Origin of the sequence: Flavitalea plasmicola (assembly GCF_030546645.1) — a bacterium.
Taxonomy (GTDB): domain Bacteria; phylum Bacteroidota; class Bacteroidia; order Chitinophagales; family Chitinophagaceae; genus Puia.
The window spans coordinates 137,514-152,479 of sequence record NZ_JAUOTO010000008.1; the positions used below are offsets into that span (position 1 = coordinate 137,514).

At 49.6% G+C, this 14,966-nt stretch carries 12 protein-coding genes; all 12 read right to left on the reverse strand.

Going from position 1 to position 14,966, the window contains the following annotated elements; all coding sequences use genetic code 11:
• Positions 1–28 precede the first annotated feature (28 nt).
• Positions 29–1,876, reverse strand: coding sequence for a lanthionine synthetase LanC family protein (locus Q4E93_RS28550; protein WP_303591211.1), 1,848 nt, complete (start codon positions 1,874–1,876; stop codon positions 29–31).
• 12 nt (positions 1,877–1,888) lie between these two features.
• A complete protein-coding gene (locus Q4E93_RS28555) occupies positions 1,889–2,746 on the reverse strand; it encodes a DUF6734 family protein (RefSeq protein WP_303591213.1) in 858 nt (285 codons plus the stop codon).
• Positions 2,747–2,778: 32 nt separating this feature from the next.
• Positions 2,779–3,876, reverse strand: coding sequence for a glycosyltransferase family 2 protein (locus tag Q4E93_RS28560; protein WP_303591215.1), 1,098 nt, complete (start codon positions 3,874–3,876; stop codon positions 2,779–2,781).
• Positions 3,877–3,887: 11 nt separating this feature from the next.
• Positions 3,888–6,089: a tryptophan halogenase family protein gene (locus Q4E93_RS28565; RefSeq protein ID WP_303591217.1), complete on the reverse strand. Its 2,202-nt coding sequence runs from the start codon at positions 6,087–6,089 to the stop codon at positions 3,888–3,890.
• Between the two features lie 56 nt (positions 6,090–6,145).
• Positions 6,146–6,316, reverse strand: a complete 171-nt coding sequence (locus Q4E93_RS28570) for a hypothetical protein (RefSeq protein WP_303591219.1) — start codon at positions 6,314–6,316, stop codon at positions 6,146–6,148.
• A gap of 87 nt (positions 6,317–6,403) precedes the next feature.
• Positions 6,404–7,063: a DUF4254 domain-containing protein gene (locus tag Q4E93_RS28575; protein ID WP_303591221.1), complete on the reverse strand. Its 660-nt coding sequence runs from the start codon at positions 7,061–7,063 to the stop codon at positions 6,404–6,406.
• Between the two features lie 22 nt (positions 7,064–7,085).
• A complete protein-coding gene (locus Q4E93_RS28580) occupies positions 7,086–9,041 on the reverse strand; it encodes a lanthionine synthetase LanC family protein (RefSeq protein WP_303591223.1) in 1,956 nt (651 codons plus the stop codon).
• Positions 9,042–9,046: 5 nt separating this feature from the next.
• The gene (locus Q4E93_RS28585; protein WP_303591226.1) at positions 9,047–9,934 is read right to left on the reverse strand and encodes a DUF6734 family protein; all 888 of its coding nucleotides are present in this window, start codon (positions 9,932–9,934) and stop codon (positions 9,047–9,049) included.
• Positions 9,906–10,841, reverse strand: a complete 936-nt coding sequence (locus tag Q4E93_RS28590) for a glycosyltransferase family 9 protein (RefSeq protein WP_303591228.1) — start codon at positions 10,839–10,841, stop codon at positions 9,906–9,908. Before Q4E93_RS28590 ends, Q4E93_RS28585 begins: the two co-directional genes overlap by 29 nt.
• A complete protein-coding gene (locus Q4E93_RS28595; protein WP_303591230.1) occupies positions 10,834–11,025 on the reverse strand; it encodes a hypothetical protein in 192 nt (63 codons plus the stop codon). The genes Q4E93_RS28590 and Q4E93_RS28595 overlap by 8 nt, the downstream gene beginning before the upstream one ends.
• A gap of 27 nt (positions 11,026–11,052) precedes the next feature.
• The gene (locus Q4E93_RS28600) at positions 11,053–12,330 is read right to left on the reverse strand and encodes a class I SAM-dependent methyltransferase (RefSeq protein ID WP_303591232.1); all 1,278 of its coding nucleotides are present in this window, start codon (positions 12,328–12,330) and stop codon (positions 11,053–11,055) included.
• 109 nt (positions 12,331–12,439) lie between these two features.
• Positions 12,440–14,893, reverse strand: coding sequence for an ABC transporter permease (locus tag Q4E93_RS28605; protein ID WP_303591234.1), 2,454 nt, complete (start codon positions 14,891–14,893; stop codon positions 12,440–12,442).
• Between the last annotated feature and the right edge of the window lie 73 nt (positions 14,894–14,966).

Here is a 14,966-nt window from a genome sequence, read left to right on the forward strand (position 1 = left end):
CCTGCCAGATTTTTTTAGTTCCTTAATACTAACGCGGTACGACGACCAGCACTCCTTTCATTAACAGGGATTTTATATACATCTGCAGGATATAATTCAACTGGACCTGGAGATGTCGTTTATTCCCGGCCGAAAATTTTTCTATCAGGATCGCAATGGTTTTTTCTTCCTGGGATAGAATAAAGTTTACAATATTGTTCAATACTTTATACACCGGGCGTGGTTCGGTGAATATGTCTGTAAAGATCCTCGATGTGCCCAGGTTCTCTGCCTTAAAGTCCATGTAGTCGTCGCCCCAGCAGTAATACGAATGCCTGCCATAAGAAGTGAACAGGTGGGACAGCATTGCAGGCGTCAATGGATTTGTGAGGTCAACTACAGGCTCCCTCTTCAACAATAATATTTTGTCCGAGAGTATCAGCTGCAAATTCAAAAAGTCCTCCACCGGTAAGGCCAACAGTTTATCCATTCTCGCGGAGAATTCAACGGCACTGTCTGACATATATATTTCCGGACGGCTTCTCATCCTGGTGATGGCCATCTCGATATCGATCGCCTCCTCCAGCTTGTTTTTCACATTTCCCGGAAATACATGTTTCGAGACCGTCCTGACCCATTCCTCATATTTTTCCGGCAGAATGAATGACGATGTCGACAAAAAAGTGCTTAATTCATCCGGGCAGTTTTTTTTAACGATAGGGAATGACCTTCTGAAATAGCGTTGCAGCAATTGTGCATTGACGGCCGACTGCAATCCTCCCTGGGAAGCCTTGTGCAGCATACCACGGCAAGGATGATCTTCCTGCATCGGGGAAACGGGCAGGCGCGGCAGCAACAAGGATGGATCGCTATCAAGATCCGTCATTTTAAGCAGGAAGTAGCCTGCGTCCACCAGACTGTTGAAATCGTGTGGCGTGCCTGCCAGCTTTTTCTTTTCCTGGGCGACCTTTGTAACGAGCGCTGCAGCCACTGTCCTTGCGGCTTCCAGGCAATTGGGGTCTTTTGTCAGGCAATAGGCTTCTTTATATGCCAGCCCTTCGTCTGCTAGTTTGCCTGTAGGGGCCTGTGCATAATTTGAAGCAAGCATGGGAAAAGCGGCTATCCATTCATTCCAGCGGTCCCCGTATCCCGTGCCGGGCAGGAGCAAGGACGCATACAGCCTCGTCAAAAGGTGTACAGGCAGCATCGCATTATTCATTTCCCTCCGCAAGTATTCATCTTCTTCCTTTAGCACTTTATCAGCCAGCGAATACAGATCGGAATTGTGGCAATAGCGCCCTATTTCGAGGAAACAGCATGCTATCCCCGAGCTACCCCGGTCCCAGCCGGTGTGACGTTTGTTCCTTTTCAAGGCGGTCCAATAAATCCCGGTGCCTGTCAGGACGGCCTTATCCACCAGGAAGGTGAGGCATTGCCGGATATAATCCATCAACCAACCTTCTTCTGTCTCGGCATACATGGAAAGATAAAGCAGCATTGTGCCTGCCATTCCGTCTGCCATCCCATAATTGTCGGGTGTTTTACACGAAAGGAAATTCGAATGGAGATATTGTTTTCCCAGTTCCAGAGCCTTCTCCAGGTATAACTCCCTGCCGGTGGCGTTGAAAAGTTCAAAGTAAAGGGAAGCCAGCCCTGACCTCCCATAACATGGGCGCCCCGGGCGGCTCGGGAATGTCATGGACGATAGCCCCGGTTTTTCCAAAACGGACAGTAGGTTTGCCAATATTGCCGGCTCATGCGTATTTTTATACAACTCCAGTATAAAAAAGAGGTCCTTGTTTAACCCATGTTCTGCCACCTGGCTGTCTTGCATTTCCATGACATAGCGGCCAATATCAAGACAATGGTCCAATATCTGAGACGACTGTTTAAGCATGCGGTGGAAGAGTTAGATCTCAGACTTTTCGATCAGCCTGTTTATTTTATGATAATATTCGGGATAATCCGTTTGGAGCCGCCATTCCAGATGTGCATAGCATATGCGTACAGATTTATAAAACCCATAGCAGTGTACGTAATTCTTGTTATCACGGGCGAAATTGAACACACCAATGTGGTCGGGGGCATCTATCTGAGGGAACAGGCAGGTGATCTTATGCTGGTGACGGCGGGCAAGGGCCTCGAAAACGACCTGCTCGGTGATGACATTGACAAACCCTGCATTGATGGTGAGTAAGGAGTCCACAATGACTTCCATATTGTTCTCCAGAAAAGAAAAAGCTTCTTTTACATATTCCTTGAAGAAAATAATATCATTGCCTCCCAGGATGCCCGCGCTGACGCCGGGAATATATTTGACTCCGGACAGGTTGCCGAAGTAGGAAGGGATCTTCACCAGTCCTGCCCAGACCTCCTCATAGTCCGGCATACTGACTGGGGTCAGTTCCATATTCTGCCCGATCAGGGCTGCGTTCATCAGCTGTTCACCGAATTCCTGGAAGATGAAGACGTCTCCATCCACATGCAGGAAAGGCTTGTCTTGCAGGCCATATGTATACAATTTCCCCAATGCCCATAATGCCGGAGAATAATGATCGATCTGGTTCAGAACAGTCCGTACGCTGGTGTAAGGCAAACCGATCTTATCAATGAAGATCTCCTGTCCGAAATGGTCCGTAACCAATTCCACCTCGTCATAATATTTTCTCAGCTGGAGGCAGCTTAGCGCCCAACTGTAATAATTGATGACGCGATGCGGCCACCCACCGTGCAGTCTGTCATCTATGCCATATGAGTCCGACCTCATAAAGGGTTTGGACCAAAAGCTTTGAATTATTTTCATACGATCCCGATCGGATTGGTCATGTCGAAATTCAAATATACCGTCCCTTTACCCCATCCATCCTGGTTGACGGATTTATCATTCTTGTCGTTTTCCATGAATTTATTCCGGTTGACACATTCTCCATAAGCCATCAATACCACATAATACATTGCATCGTCCTTGGGGATGCACTGCCAGGAAGAGTTGTCGTTTGCAGCCCGGTAACTCATTGCTTTGCTGTCTTTCTCCTGCAGCCTGAGGGTTTGGCCCTCTTTGAATTTGAGCAGTATACCCTTGTTCTCCTGGTCGAAGGTGCCTTCCTTTTGCCCGTTGGGAGGGATGGACCAGCCTGCGAAGCTATTAACCCAATCTTCGTGCGCTGAGCTATCGAATGCATAGGAGACCTCAAAAAAGGAATGGTCCCGCAAGAGGTACAATATTCTTCCTGAATTGTCGGTGCCTTCCTCCGAAACACGCATCAGGATCGCATCTACATCGTTGGGGAGGCGGTGATTCACCAGGCGCTCGACATTGGAATGCCCGATGTACTGGCGGTATTTATCCTGGTCTATGAAAACCCGTTTGCCGCCGGCTTTTTCCAGCCGGTTGACAAGGTCGACGTCTTCTATGCCGTATACGATCATGGATTCATCAAATCCGTTCACGGATCGGAAGGCGTCGTTGGAGAAACAAAGTTTACCGCCCTGGTCCCTGAAGGGAATGCTGTCTTTCATCAAGGTGGTGGTAATCGTCTTTTCGCCATGTTGATTAAAACTTTCATTAACCCAATCCACGTAAGCAGGTCCGGCATAATTATCTGCGTCCACCAGACCAATGATATTCCCTGATGCCAGCTTTAAAGCCATGTTCTTGGAATGGGACAGGTCAAAATACTGCGGTTCAGTGGTCTTGTAATATTTTAAGATCCCGGAGCTGATATACTGAGATAAATTAGACCTTACCCAGTTGCTCAGGCCGTCTTTGGAATTATAGTCCAGTAAGACGAACTCTATACCCGGGTAGTGCATGTTCTCCCTGATGTTAACAGGTAGCGTCTTGGCCAGGTGTTTCAACCTGTTCATACACACGGTGCATATCGATATCTTATTCATACGATTGAAGTTTAAATTAATTCGGGATGCCGGGTAAGGATCTTCAGGTCGTTTTCCAACGGCACCGTCAGCTGTTGGATGGATTGCCAGGTACGTATGTTCGCCATCCAGATACTTTTGTTCTGTACGGATGGCGGGAACCTGTTTGGAAGTATACCTTGTCCCATCAATAAGGTATCCAGTCCGAGAAATCCAAAAATATCGTCCTTTATTTCCTGCCCTATCATTCTCTTGAAGTGTTCGTCTGTATAGGACAGCAAACCTACTTCCTTATAAAGGTCTACCAACCATTGAATGGAGGAGATATCCGTGTATTCCCGGCAATCCTTCCAGAATTCCGTCTGGAACTTCTTATTGTATTTGTAGTGGATGGAAAGGAAGCCCCGCAGATAGTCCCAATGGGCGTTCATGTTGTAGTTGATAGCCTTTCTTATGGAGGGGGATTTTTTCAACTGGCGAAAGCTATGCGTCAATGTTTCCACCTCTTTAATGATCATGTGGATACCGGTGGATTCCAGGGGTTCCACGAACGCATAGGAATTCCCGATGGCGAATACGTTGCCTATACAGGCTTCCTGGTGCCGGCCTGACCTGAAACGGACCGTTTTAAGTCCGACGATCCCCGGGTTTTTCCTCTGCAATTCATCTGCGGCTTCATCGATCGTACAGTAATTAGACGAGAATACATAGCCGCGATGATCTTCTCCGCGCATGGGTATGCACCAGCACCAGCCATTGTTCATTGATTCGGCATAAGTATAGGGTTTCACCTTATCGCGGTTGGGGATACAGCCTGTCACTGCCGTATCTGTGAAAAGACTGCTGTTGTAAGATACATAAGGTGATTCGAGCATTTTTTCGAGCAGCAGGGACCTGAACCCGGAGCAATCCACGTAAAAATCGTATTCATAAGACATGCCGCTCTCTCCTTTTATCGAAAGGATCTCATTTACATCGGTTTTCCTTTCTGAGTCAACGATGAGGTCATCGATATAATGGACGCCGGCGGCCAGGGCCATTTCCTTCAAATACCCGATAAAGGAGACATTGTCCAGGTGAAGCGCATAGGAAATATCATTTGAAAGGGAAAGGAACTGTTCGAGGGAATGGCTGTTCATGGTCGACAGGACGAAGGATGAGTCATTGCTCATCAACAGGGATGTAAGGGAGCAATAATTCATGTCCTTGTTGATATGATAGGCGCTGCGGATATCGGATTTGCCGAAGGGATAGTTGAAATAGTAATCGCCGGGAAGGCCCCAAAAGAACTTGATCCCCAGCTTCCATGTGGGCCTTACTTTTTTATAGAAATCCAGCGCACTAAAGCCCAATGTATGGAACAGGAAACGACGGATCTCGGGTGTTGTAGCCTCTCCCACCCCAATGACCGGGACCTTGGAGGACTCGATCAGGGAGACGGACAGCCCTGGATATCGTTTCTTGAGGGATAATGCAGTGAGGTAACCTGCCGTTCCGCCCCCTACTATGGCTACGCTTTTATATTCATCTTCATCAATCGTAGAAGCGGGCCGGTCGAGGAACAGGTTATTGACGATATGTGTCTGGGAGTGCTGGTATTTTCCAAGGAGCACCCTGCAATCCGGCGGCCCCATCGGGGGCGGGTAATTTTCTTTCTCGAACAGTGGATATATGTATTTTGAAGAGGCAGGAGCGGAAGATCCGGGAGATAAGCAGAAAAAGGCTGCTTTATCGATGAATTTTAATTTCTGGTCCGGCTCGTCCTGGTACAATAGCCGAAGCTCGTCTACCAGGTCTGCAAATGCCAGGTGATATACGCCCAGGTTTCGCTGCAGGTCATCAGCGGTGACCGCACACGTGGTCATTTCATACAATTCGCTGCTGGTCGGCGTGCGTTTCAGCTCCTGTTGTTTCAGGAAAAGCAGACAGGAATCCATGCCGGCCGTCATACCGGGGAAATGTGTGGGCCCTGCGATCAGGTGATCATCCCAGCAAGATATATGTATAGATCTTTTCTTTTCTTTCCGGAGGAGCTCGCAAACGTCCAGGACTTCCTGGAAAGTAAGGTTTTCCATGACGGGCAGGAAGAATTCCGTCTCCATTTGATCATTCCAGATGCCGAACAGGGTCCGACGACAATCCAGCCAGTCAACCATCTTCAGTTGGTCCCAAAGAAAGTTTGCCAGCGGAGACTCCTCGTTATGGGCAACCAGTGTGATTTTCATTTTATTCATTGAATGAAATTTTGCGAATTAATAAGGGCACCATAATATTAATGGTGCCCTCCATGTTACTTGTTCCAGCTTTGGCTCCAGCTTTGGCTCCAGCTCTTGGAATCCGCAACGGACCATTCCCAGGCGCGGGAATTCTTAGATTCCTGCATTTCGCATGCAAGGTCCATCTTCTCTTCTGACATAGCAGTCAGAAGTTCGTTCAGGTTACCCTTCGTCTTTTCAATCATAAAAATTGATTAAAATAGTTACGCTTACTCTTTTTTAGGTTTTCAGCATCCCCTACTTTATAGATAGATCATAAAGCTGTGGTAAGTTCAGTGCCCAGCCGAATTGTATAGCACCGGATTGAGGTTCGGGTCATTATACATTTTCATTTGCCTGTACACTTTCATGTATTTATCCCCGCGGGCAATGTCCTGCAGCAATTCATCGATGCTTCGGAGCAGATCGAGCTGCTGATCTGCCAACACCCGCAGCCTGGAGGTACATTGATGAATATGCTGTTCATCGGCGTTGGTGCGGCGCGTTTCAATTCTCATGTGATATATCTTCAATGCCAGGATAGACAATCTATCGAGTGCCCACGCAGGGCTCTCGCTGTTCATTTTGGCGGATGGTCGAACCGGGACTTCCCTGAACAGTGTAAGAAAATGGTCGTCCATACGTTCCACTGTGTTTGTCCGGTCCTGGTTGAGCGCATCGATGCGGCGTTTGCAGGCCAGGGCCTCCCGGGGTTCTATATCGGGGTGCCGGATGGCGTCTTCGACATGCCATTGGAGGCAGTCGATCCAGCATTTCTGGTAAAGCAGGTATTCGATGGTTCCGGCCGGAAAGGGGTTGGAGACGGCCTGTCCGGGGTCATCGTACAGGTGGTAGTCATCTATGACCTGTTCGTAGATAGTATTTGCCGGCCGGCTAAAGGTTTCACCCATCGATAGGGCGGCAATCGGCGGCATCTTTTTCAGGTACTGCATATAAATTTCTCTTCCTTGGTGATCAATTACCCAGGGCGGGGGAAAGGATGTCGGCACATACCCATTGACGAATGGTGAACAGCGTGCCTTTTTCCATCACTTCCAGGAAATAAGCCGCGGTCGGAAAATTCGTAAATGCCTTCACCATTTCTTTCAACTCCTTTTGAGGTATGGATGCGATGTGTGCCCTGATCTTCTGCAGCGCATGTCCTACCGTGCAGGGCTCATCAAAACAGTGTAGCAGAAGCATATTATCTGGAGTCAGGTATATTTCGTCCACCTGGTTCCCCGGGACGGTGTATAAAATATATTCGCTGTACTGAGCGGCAGTGTTATCAGGCTTGCTCCAGTTCCAGACAGTATTCACCAGTTTTATCGCGGGCGATATACGCAATGCTTGTTGGAGCAGCCATTCATCGGACCCGTTGAGCCATTCGGCAGTCTTTTCCTGGCGAAGGCTTTTATCGAGATAGAGCTGCAGCGGTGAACGTTGTTCCGTCAGAAGGCATTGCAGCTTTTCATGTTCCAACCTGAATGCGTCCTTCCACCTGTCTTTTGTCGGGAGTAGACCGGTCATGGACACCCGATGCCTCAGCTGTGTGATAAAGGCAGAGAGCTCTCCGGCGACTCCCGGTCCTTCCGATCTTTTCAGGTAGTCGGCTGCTGAGGAGGCGTCGGCCTCTTCCCACAACCGGAGGCTCCTTGGGAATACGCCGGAAAGCAGTATCCTGCGAGTCTCGGCTAAGGTCGGGCCGGGCAGTTCCGGAAGGTGTTCTCCCCGGTCGATATTCAGGAATGGGGCAACTATGTTCCCCGACCGGGCAGCCCCCCTGAGGGCGAGGGTAAGGAAATAAACAATGCCGGGGCAACCATGCAAGAGCCCCCCGTTCATGCTGGTCTCCGTTTCGCAAGCCAGGTAGTCTGTCAAACGGACGCTCAGATGTTGCCATTTGTCGGTGTGCCGTCCGTCGTCTGTCGCGAGGAGGAATAGCCCCAGACCGGCCAGCCCATTGTATATGCCGGCGGCTTCCATGTTTCCGGGCAGTGGCCCGTCGGGGATGTCCGGAGCTTCTCCCTGGCAGCCCGCCACCAGCAGACCCGTCGTTCCGTCTGCCCAACCATAATCATTTTCCGGTGTCAACGATCCTGCATCGCCCCGGAGGTATGCTTGCCTCCAAAGCTCTTCCATTTTCCGGTCCAGCATGGGCTTCCGGTAGTTGCCCCAGGTAGAAGATCCCTCTACCCGGCAGGACTGGATAAACCGGTCTGTTTCCGTCAATAAGAAAGAAAAGGAAGGATGGGGTGAGAGGTGGTGCAACTGGGTCAGGACACATCGTATCCCGGCGGCTCCATAAGCCAGCCCGCATACGGGTCCCAGGTTGAGCTCTTCCGGCCTGCGCCAGTACAAGCCTTTGGGTGAAAGCGTTGCATTCTCCAGTATCTTGTAAATAAACTGCCCGATGTATGACGGGAGGAAGGAAGCGCCTGTGTAGCGGTACAGGTGCAGCAGGATCAATAACGTGCCCGCCCTTCCATCAAACAGCGCATCCGGCGTGTATTGGGAGTGAAGGTATTCGAGGTTGGCGGGCCGGATGAGATCCAGGTGATCTGTTAAAATGGTTTTATCCTTGTCGATGAGGTATCGTTCGATCAATACATAAAAGACTCCTCCCCGGCCAGTGTACAAGGAGTAGTTGTTGGTAGGATGCTGTCTGCAGAAGGCAAGCAGGGATTGTATCGCCTCATCGGCAGAGCGTAAATAGGCCTCTTCCCCGAACTGCCGGTATAATTCCAGAAGGAGCAAAATGATGCCGCCCGTTCCCGACGCTATATTTTCAGGGTTGTTCCAGGGCAGCTGCCCGGGAACTTGTAGTGAAGGAAACTGTGTGACAAGAGGCATTTGTCCGAGGAGGAAATGCCCATAGCGTCTTGTCAGCTCTTCTGTCCCGGGCTGCGCCTGATCGATTGTCTGCAACATGTGACTCAGATTTGATGCGTCCGCAAAAGGTTTATGATCCTGTAGTAGGTGTCGGGATGGTCTCTGTGCAACCTGTGATCCAAAGAATCTGTCAGGTAGCGCTCCGATTTCAGGGCATTTCCAGGCGTATGAATGTAAGTGGTTCTGTGGGGAACGCCTGTATAATCGGCAAAATCATACAGCAAATGATTCACTTTGGGTTTAAGGTATTTAATGGCTATACCTTTTTCTTCGGCCAGGGCGTGGAACAGGAACTGCTCGAAGATGGTATTGGACAATCTTACATCCACTTTATCGAGGTTATTAAGATTGCGGTCGATGAACTCGAAGGCCTGGCGTCCGTATTCCCGGAAGAAGCCCACGTCCGTGCCTCCGATGACACCCGCATTAACGCCTTTGATACTACCATTCCGGCCGAGAGACGCGGTCAGTACATCCGGGCAGAAGTCAAAATGATTGACCATTTTGATAAATATCTCAAAGTAGCTGGGGTGGAAGGCGTCCCCGGCCTCTTCAAACTGTGACACCAGTGGGGCGCGCAGAAAACCTTCATCGAATTTTTTCCAGATGAACACATCCCCGTCGGCATGGAGAAAGGGAGCTTCCTGGATGCTGTAGGCATAGAGTTTTCCCACGGCGAATAAGCCGGGAGGATAGTCATTCAGTATATCCAGGGCGATCTTGCAGCTGGTATAGGGCAATTCCAGTTTTTCGATCAGCAGTTCGTGGCCCGCCTTGTCAGTGACCAGTTCCACTTCATCATAGAATTGCCTGAATTGCAGGCAGCTCAGGGCCCAGCTGAAGTAATGGTATTTCTTAGCCGCCCAGCCGCACCTGTTGGGTTCTTTCTTGACCTGGCCAGGTTTAGACCAGAAGCTTTGGATTATTTTCATGGAATTCAGTGTTGAAAGGAGGTCCATTGTGTCTCCCTGAAGCGACCTGGCGTTTGAGGGCCAGCTTTACTTCTTCGACGGTGATATGGTTCATACATTCATGTCCGAACGGGCAGGGATCGCCCCAGGCGTAATCAAAGCAGGGGGAACAAAAGACCCTTTTATAAATATTGACATTGTTGTCGTGCCCCCAGTAAAGAGGGTCCGTGTCTCCGAACAGGACCACCCCGGGGAGATCCGCGGCATTGGTGGCATGTGCGAAGGAAGAGTCAATGCCCACGAAAGAAGTGCAATAGTGCAGCATGCAAAATGCTTCCCGCAGCGGCACTTTCCCTCTCCAATCGACGGCGCCTTTCACATATTCCTCGTCGGCATGGCCTGTCTGAATAAAGGTATATTCAGGTAATTGCCTGACCAGCTCGATCCAGTTGCTGATCTTCCAATGATGATTCCTGGAAGCCCTGGAATGGATGTGCATAAAAACGACATTGCGATAAGGAGCCAGCTTTTCACGGGCAATGCGGTGTTCCTTTTCTGTAAAGAACAGCTGTATCCTTCTATCTTTCAAAGTAAGGCCGAATATATCAGCGGCAATGTCCACTACATTTTTCCGGTAGATCCTCGATACGGGGACGTGCTGAAAAGCCATCCGGTAAGCGTTGGGCATTTTCTTTTTCAGCCAATAGGACAGCAGGTGCCTGGGATAGCGTAGCAGCGCCCACGAAGTGAGATACCGGAGGGAGTCTATATAAGGGTTGTGCTCAAACACCTTTTTGTGTCGCGGATTGATGTAATAGACTATGATCCTGCGGTCGGGGAACTTCTCTTTAAGTGCCTTGTAGACGGGTGTGCAAACAAGTGCGTCCCCGATGGCTCCCCAGGAATAGATGATGAAGTCCTTATTCATATAGCCATTTTAGCTCCTTATACAGGGAGGCATGGATCTTTCGTTGAAGGTCGAGGAACTGACAGAGGTTGGGCCGCCTTGCAAAGAAAGGCCTTTCCAGTTCCCGGGCGATGGCATCGTCGATCTGTTTTAGCTTGCTTTTTACTTCCATCATCCTTATTCTGATCTGTTCTTCCGTTTTCATTGTAATAAACGATTGGTTGGAATAAGTTCAGCAAACGGCCAGCAGGTAGGGGAACTGGGAGCTTGTCAGACGGATCCTCACCTCGTTGACATGCCGGAAGCCTGGTTTGATCTTGAGGCGCTCGAATACCTCTCCTATTGTCAGGTTCTTGTTGACCTCGTTGTATACCCGGGCGGCCAGAGGATGCTTTGGAAGGGCCGGGGACGGGAGTGAGCGGGGTTTTTCACTCAACAGGTAATCCCCGTCGGCATTCAGGATATAATTCCGTACCTGGAATGAATTCTTTTCGAAGCGCGTATGGAGGAATTCCTCGCAGATCTCCTGTTCGGACCTGATGGGTATGCCGGCGTCCTGGCGTTGAAAGTAGAACCACAGCATCGGTGACTTGTCAAGGAGCAGGAGGTTGGATATTTGCCAGCGTCTGACATCGGGCAGTTTATCGTAAAGTGCCTGAAGGGAGGGGTCTTTAAAGGTCATGTTCCAGTCAAGCCTTTCGGATTCGACATCGAACTGATTCGGACATTGCGCCAGGTACGAGAGATTGGATTGGCCCGTCAGCTTTTCAAGCGAGCGTACGGTATAGCTGTATTCCACCGGCTGCAGCAGCGTGTCGGCCATTTCCGCTTCGGGAGTGATGGAATGAGCTTTCAGGAACCTGGTCACCAGGTTCTCGGGTTGGAAACCAGCTATCAATTTGCCGATCAGTGAAAGTTCGAGGTCCAGGTCCGGCGAGCTGTCATATTCATAGAATTCTCTGACTGCATTCTGGGTGGCGGTGCTGAGCAGGCGATGGTAATAATTATAGACCATGAATTCCAATATACCATTGGGTTTGAGCGCCCCGGCAATCTTTTTCAGGGTGGCATCCGGGTTGGCGTTATGGTGGACGACGCCTGTGCAAAGGACATAATCGAACTTATCCTTGTGGGTGATCTCATTAAGGCTGCGTTCTTCCAGCTCCAGGTTCTTTACACCCAGTTGGGCGGCGTTTCTCCGGCATACGTCCAGGGAGCCGGAAGATATATCGGTGCCGAGCACTTCTGCCTCCGGGAATTTGAGCGCGGTGAAAAGGGCCTGGTTGGTACCGCACCCGGCGATCCATATTTTGGGGCGTTCGGGAATACGGGAGTGGTTCCAGGAGCCAATGTCCTGGTTGACGAATAATCCTGCCATGCCGGGGGGATACGCTGGCAGCAAAGAGGGAGACCAGGGATAGTTAAACCTCCCGTAAAATCTTTTGTTTACATGATCTACCTGTTCGTAGGATTTGACCAGCTTGAGATTAAATAAATCTGTCGTTGACATAATAGATGATTTTCCTGATTATTAAATACCAGTTGATAAATAGATATGCAGGTGCGGCCTGCCACGTAACAGTGCGGGAGAAATAATGACTATACGATGTCCGGGAAACCTACTCCGACTTAAGGCTTTTGATCGGATTTGCAAGGGCTGCCCGGACTGCCTGGAAGCTGATCGTCAGCATGGATATTGCCAGGGCCAGCGCTATGGTCACCAGGAACACCGTCCAATGAATAGGTGTTCTGAAGGCGAAATCATCCAGCCATTTATGCATGATGAACCATGCGATGGGCGATGCGATCAGGGACGCGATAAAGACTAGTTTGAGAAAATCCCGGGAGAGCAGACTGACAATGCCTGAGGCGCTGCTTCCCAATACTTTTCGGATACCTATCTCCCGGATGCGCTGCTCCGCGCTGAAGCTGGCGAGGCCGAACAATCCCAGGCAGGAAATAAGGATAGCCATGATCGTGAAATAGCGGATGATCTCCGAGAGGCGTACTTCCGCTTTGTAGTTCTTTTGAAAATCCTCATCCAGGAAGCTGTATTCGAAGGGTGACGAGGGGTCGGCTTTCTGCCAGACACCGGCTAGGAATTTGATCAGGTTGCTGATGTTGCCGGGGCCTGCATGGACAACAAAATAGTTATAGGTGGGGTCAGTGTATAATTCGAAGCCATAGGGCGCTATGGGTACGTGTAAGTCTTCGAAATGAAAATCTTTTACTACTCCTACTATGGTATATTCGGTGGAATTACCCTGGTAAGTGGAATAGATGTGTTTACCGACGGCCTTTTCCGGAGTTGCGAAACCCATGGAATGGATGGCGCTTTCATTTAAGATCATATGATTGCTGGTATCCGACATATATTCCTCCGAGAAGATGTGACCGGCAGCAGCCTTGATATCGAGGGTACGGAGATAGCCGGGGTCGACGAAATTCATCCGTATGCGTTTGGCGGCGCTGACGCCTTGTCCTTCGGGGTATAACAGTTTGTCGGCCGGGTTGATAATGCCGGGATAATAGCGGGAAGCGCCTACAGAGATAACCTGGCGGTTGCCCGCAATTTCGCTTTTGAGGTAAGGGTATGCATTCTTGGCGCTCTTGCTTCGTAAGGGAAGGATGATCTGCCTCTCTTTTTCGAATCCGAGATTCTTGGTGCGCATAAATTGCATCTGGTCATCTATGACCAGGGAAGAAATGATAAGCACTACGGAGATAACGAACTGGAAGATCACGAGTCCTTTGCGGAGAGAGAGGGCTCCCAGTGAATTTTTAAATTTCCCTTTCAGTACCTGCACCGGACGGAATGAGGCCATGTAAAAGGCGGGATAGATGCCAGCCAGCAGGCCTGTCATTATCGACAATACCAGGAACCCGATAATCAAAGGGAGTTGGTGAGAAAGTGAAAGGCTAAGGTGTTTTTCCGTCACAGCGCTAAAAGTAGGCAGCAGGATCAGTGATAGTCCCCACGCCAGCAGGAATGCGAAGAAGCTCATCAGCACTGATTCGCCCAGGAATTGTATCATCAGGCCTTTTCTCTCTGCTCCGAGGACTTTACGCACGCCCACTTCGGCAGACCGTTTGGTCGATCTGGCCGTCGCCAGGTTCATAAAGTTAAAGCACGCGATCAGCAAGGTGAACAGCGAGATGGAGCCGAGTATATAAAGGTACGTGGTACTGGTGCTGGCCGAAACATTCCCGGCCAGATCGGACCGCAGGTGGATGTCCCGGACGGGTACGAGGAACTGTTTTTTTTCAAAACCCATAGCTTTCAGATCGTGGGAAGCATATTTTTCGATAAAGGCGGGAAATTGCCGTTCCAGTTTATCCGGATCCGTCCCGTTCTTTAGGATTACATAGGTATAGAACATGTTGTTGCTGGCAAAATCATTGGCTTGTCGCTGTAGGAAGGATTCCACCTTGCCTCCCATCATGGAGAGGAAGAATCTTCCTTCGATATGAGAGGCTGTCGACATTGGCCGGAACACGCCTGTTATGGTAAAATCGTGGTCGCCGTTGGTACCGCTGTTGATCCGTACTACTTTGTTCAATGCCGGGGCGTTGCCGAAAATTTTCCTGGCGATATCCTCTGATATCACCACCGTGGCGGGGGCATTCAGGGCGCTATTGGCATCACCCTCGATGAAGTCATAGGTGAACATCCGGAAGAAGGAGCTATCGGCGAGGAATCCTTTCGTCTCGTAAAACGAGACGGGCACCCCGTCAGACTTATTGTACTGGATCAATGTTTTGTCTTCGAAGAGCAAGGGCAGGAGCCGGGTGGAGGCTTCTATTTCGCTGAACTCTTTTTTCAAAGTAGGTGCCATCGGGGCGGGCGTAGTGGCCCAGGATTCTTCCTTGTGCTGTGTGACAACGGTGGTGGCTACCTGGTAAAAATCCTTGATGTTCTTATGATAGCTGTCGTAATTGAATTCATAGAGCAAGTATATGGCAAGAAGCATGCAACAGACGAGGCCGGCCGACATACCGAAGACATTGATAAAAGAGAATGCTTTATTACGGATGAGATTACGCCAGGCGATCTTAATGTAGTTTGCAAGCATAGATAAGATTTAGATTGTGGTTGTCTCAGTCCATTGGCCCTAAAAACATGCCAAAATTATAAAAAATTAACAA

What these genes read in the sequence shown, in the direction of transcription:
- Q4E93_RS28570 (WP_303591219.1), bottom strand. Translation starts at nt 6,316, where the DNA reads ATGATTGAAAAGACGAAGGGTAACCTGAACGAACTTCTGACTGCTATG.
- Q4E93_RS28565 (WP_303591217.1), bottom strand. Translation starts at nt 6,089, where the DNA reads ATGAATAAAATGAAAATCACACTGGTTGCCCATAACGAGGAGTCTCCG.
- Q4E93_RS28605 (WP_303591234.1), bottom strand. Translation starts at nt 14,893, where the DNA reads ATGCTTGCAAACTACATTAAGATCGCCTGGCGTAATCTCATCCGTAAT.
- Q4E93_RS28560 (WP_303591215.1), bottom strand. Translation starts at nt 3,876, where the DNA reads ATGAATAAGATATCGATATGCACCGTGTGTATGAACAGGTTGAAACAC.
- Q4E93_RS28585 (WP_303591226.1), bottom strand. Translation starts at nt 9,934, where the DNA reads ATGAAAATAATCCAAAGCTTCTGGTCTAAACCTGGCCAGGTCAAGAAA.
- Q4E93_RS28590 (WP_303591228.1), bottom strand. Translation starts at nt 10,841, where the DNA reads ATGAATAAGGACTTCATCATCTATTCCTGGGGAGCCATCGGGGACGCA.
- Q4E93_RS28555 (WP_303591213.1), bottom strand. Translation starts at nt 2,746, where the DNA reads ATGAGGTCGGACTCATATGGCATAGATGACAGACTGCACGGTGGGTGG.
- Q4E93_RS28595 (WP_303591230.1), bottom strand. Translation starts at nt 11,025, where the DNA reads ATGAAAACGGAAGAACAGATCAGAATAAGGATGATGGAAGTAAAAAGC.
- Q4E93_RS28580 (WP_303591223.1), bottom strand. Translation starts at nt 9,041, where the DNA reads ATGTTGCAGACAATCGATCAGGCGCAGCCCGGGACAGAAGAGCTGACA.
- Q4E93_RS28575 (WP_303591221.1), bottom strand. Translation starts at nt 7,063, where the DNA reads ATGCAGTACCTGAAAAAGATGCCGCCGATTGCCGCCCTATCGATGGGT.
- Q4E93_RS28600 (WP_303591232.1), bottom strand. Translation starts at nt 12,330, where the DNA reads ATGTCAACGACAGATTTATTTAATCTCAAGCTGGTCAAATCCTACGAA.
- Q4E93_RS28550 (WP_303591211.1), bottom strand. Translation starts at nt 1,876, where the DNA reads ATGCTTAAACAGTCGTCTCAGATATTGGACCATTGTCTTGATATTGGC.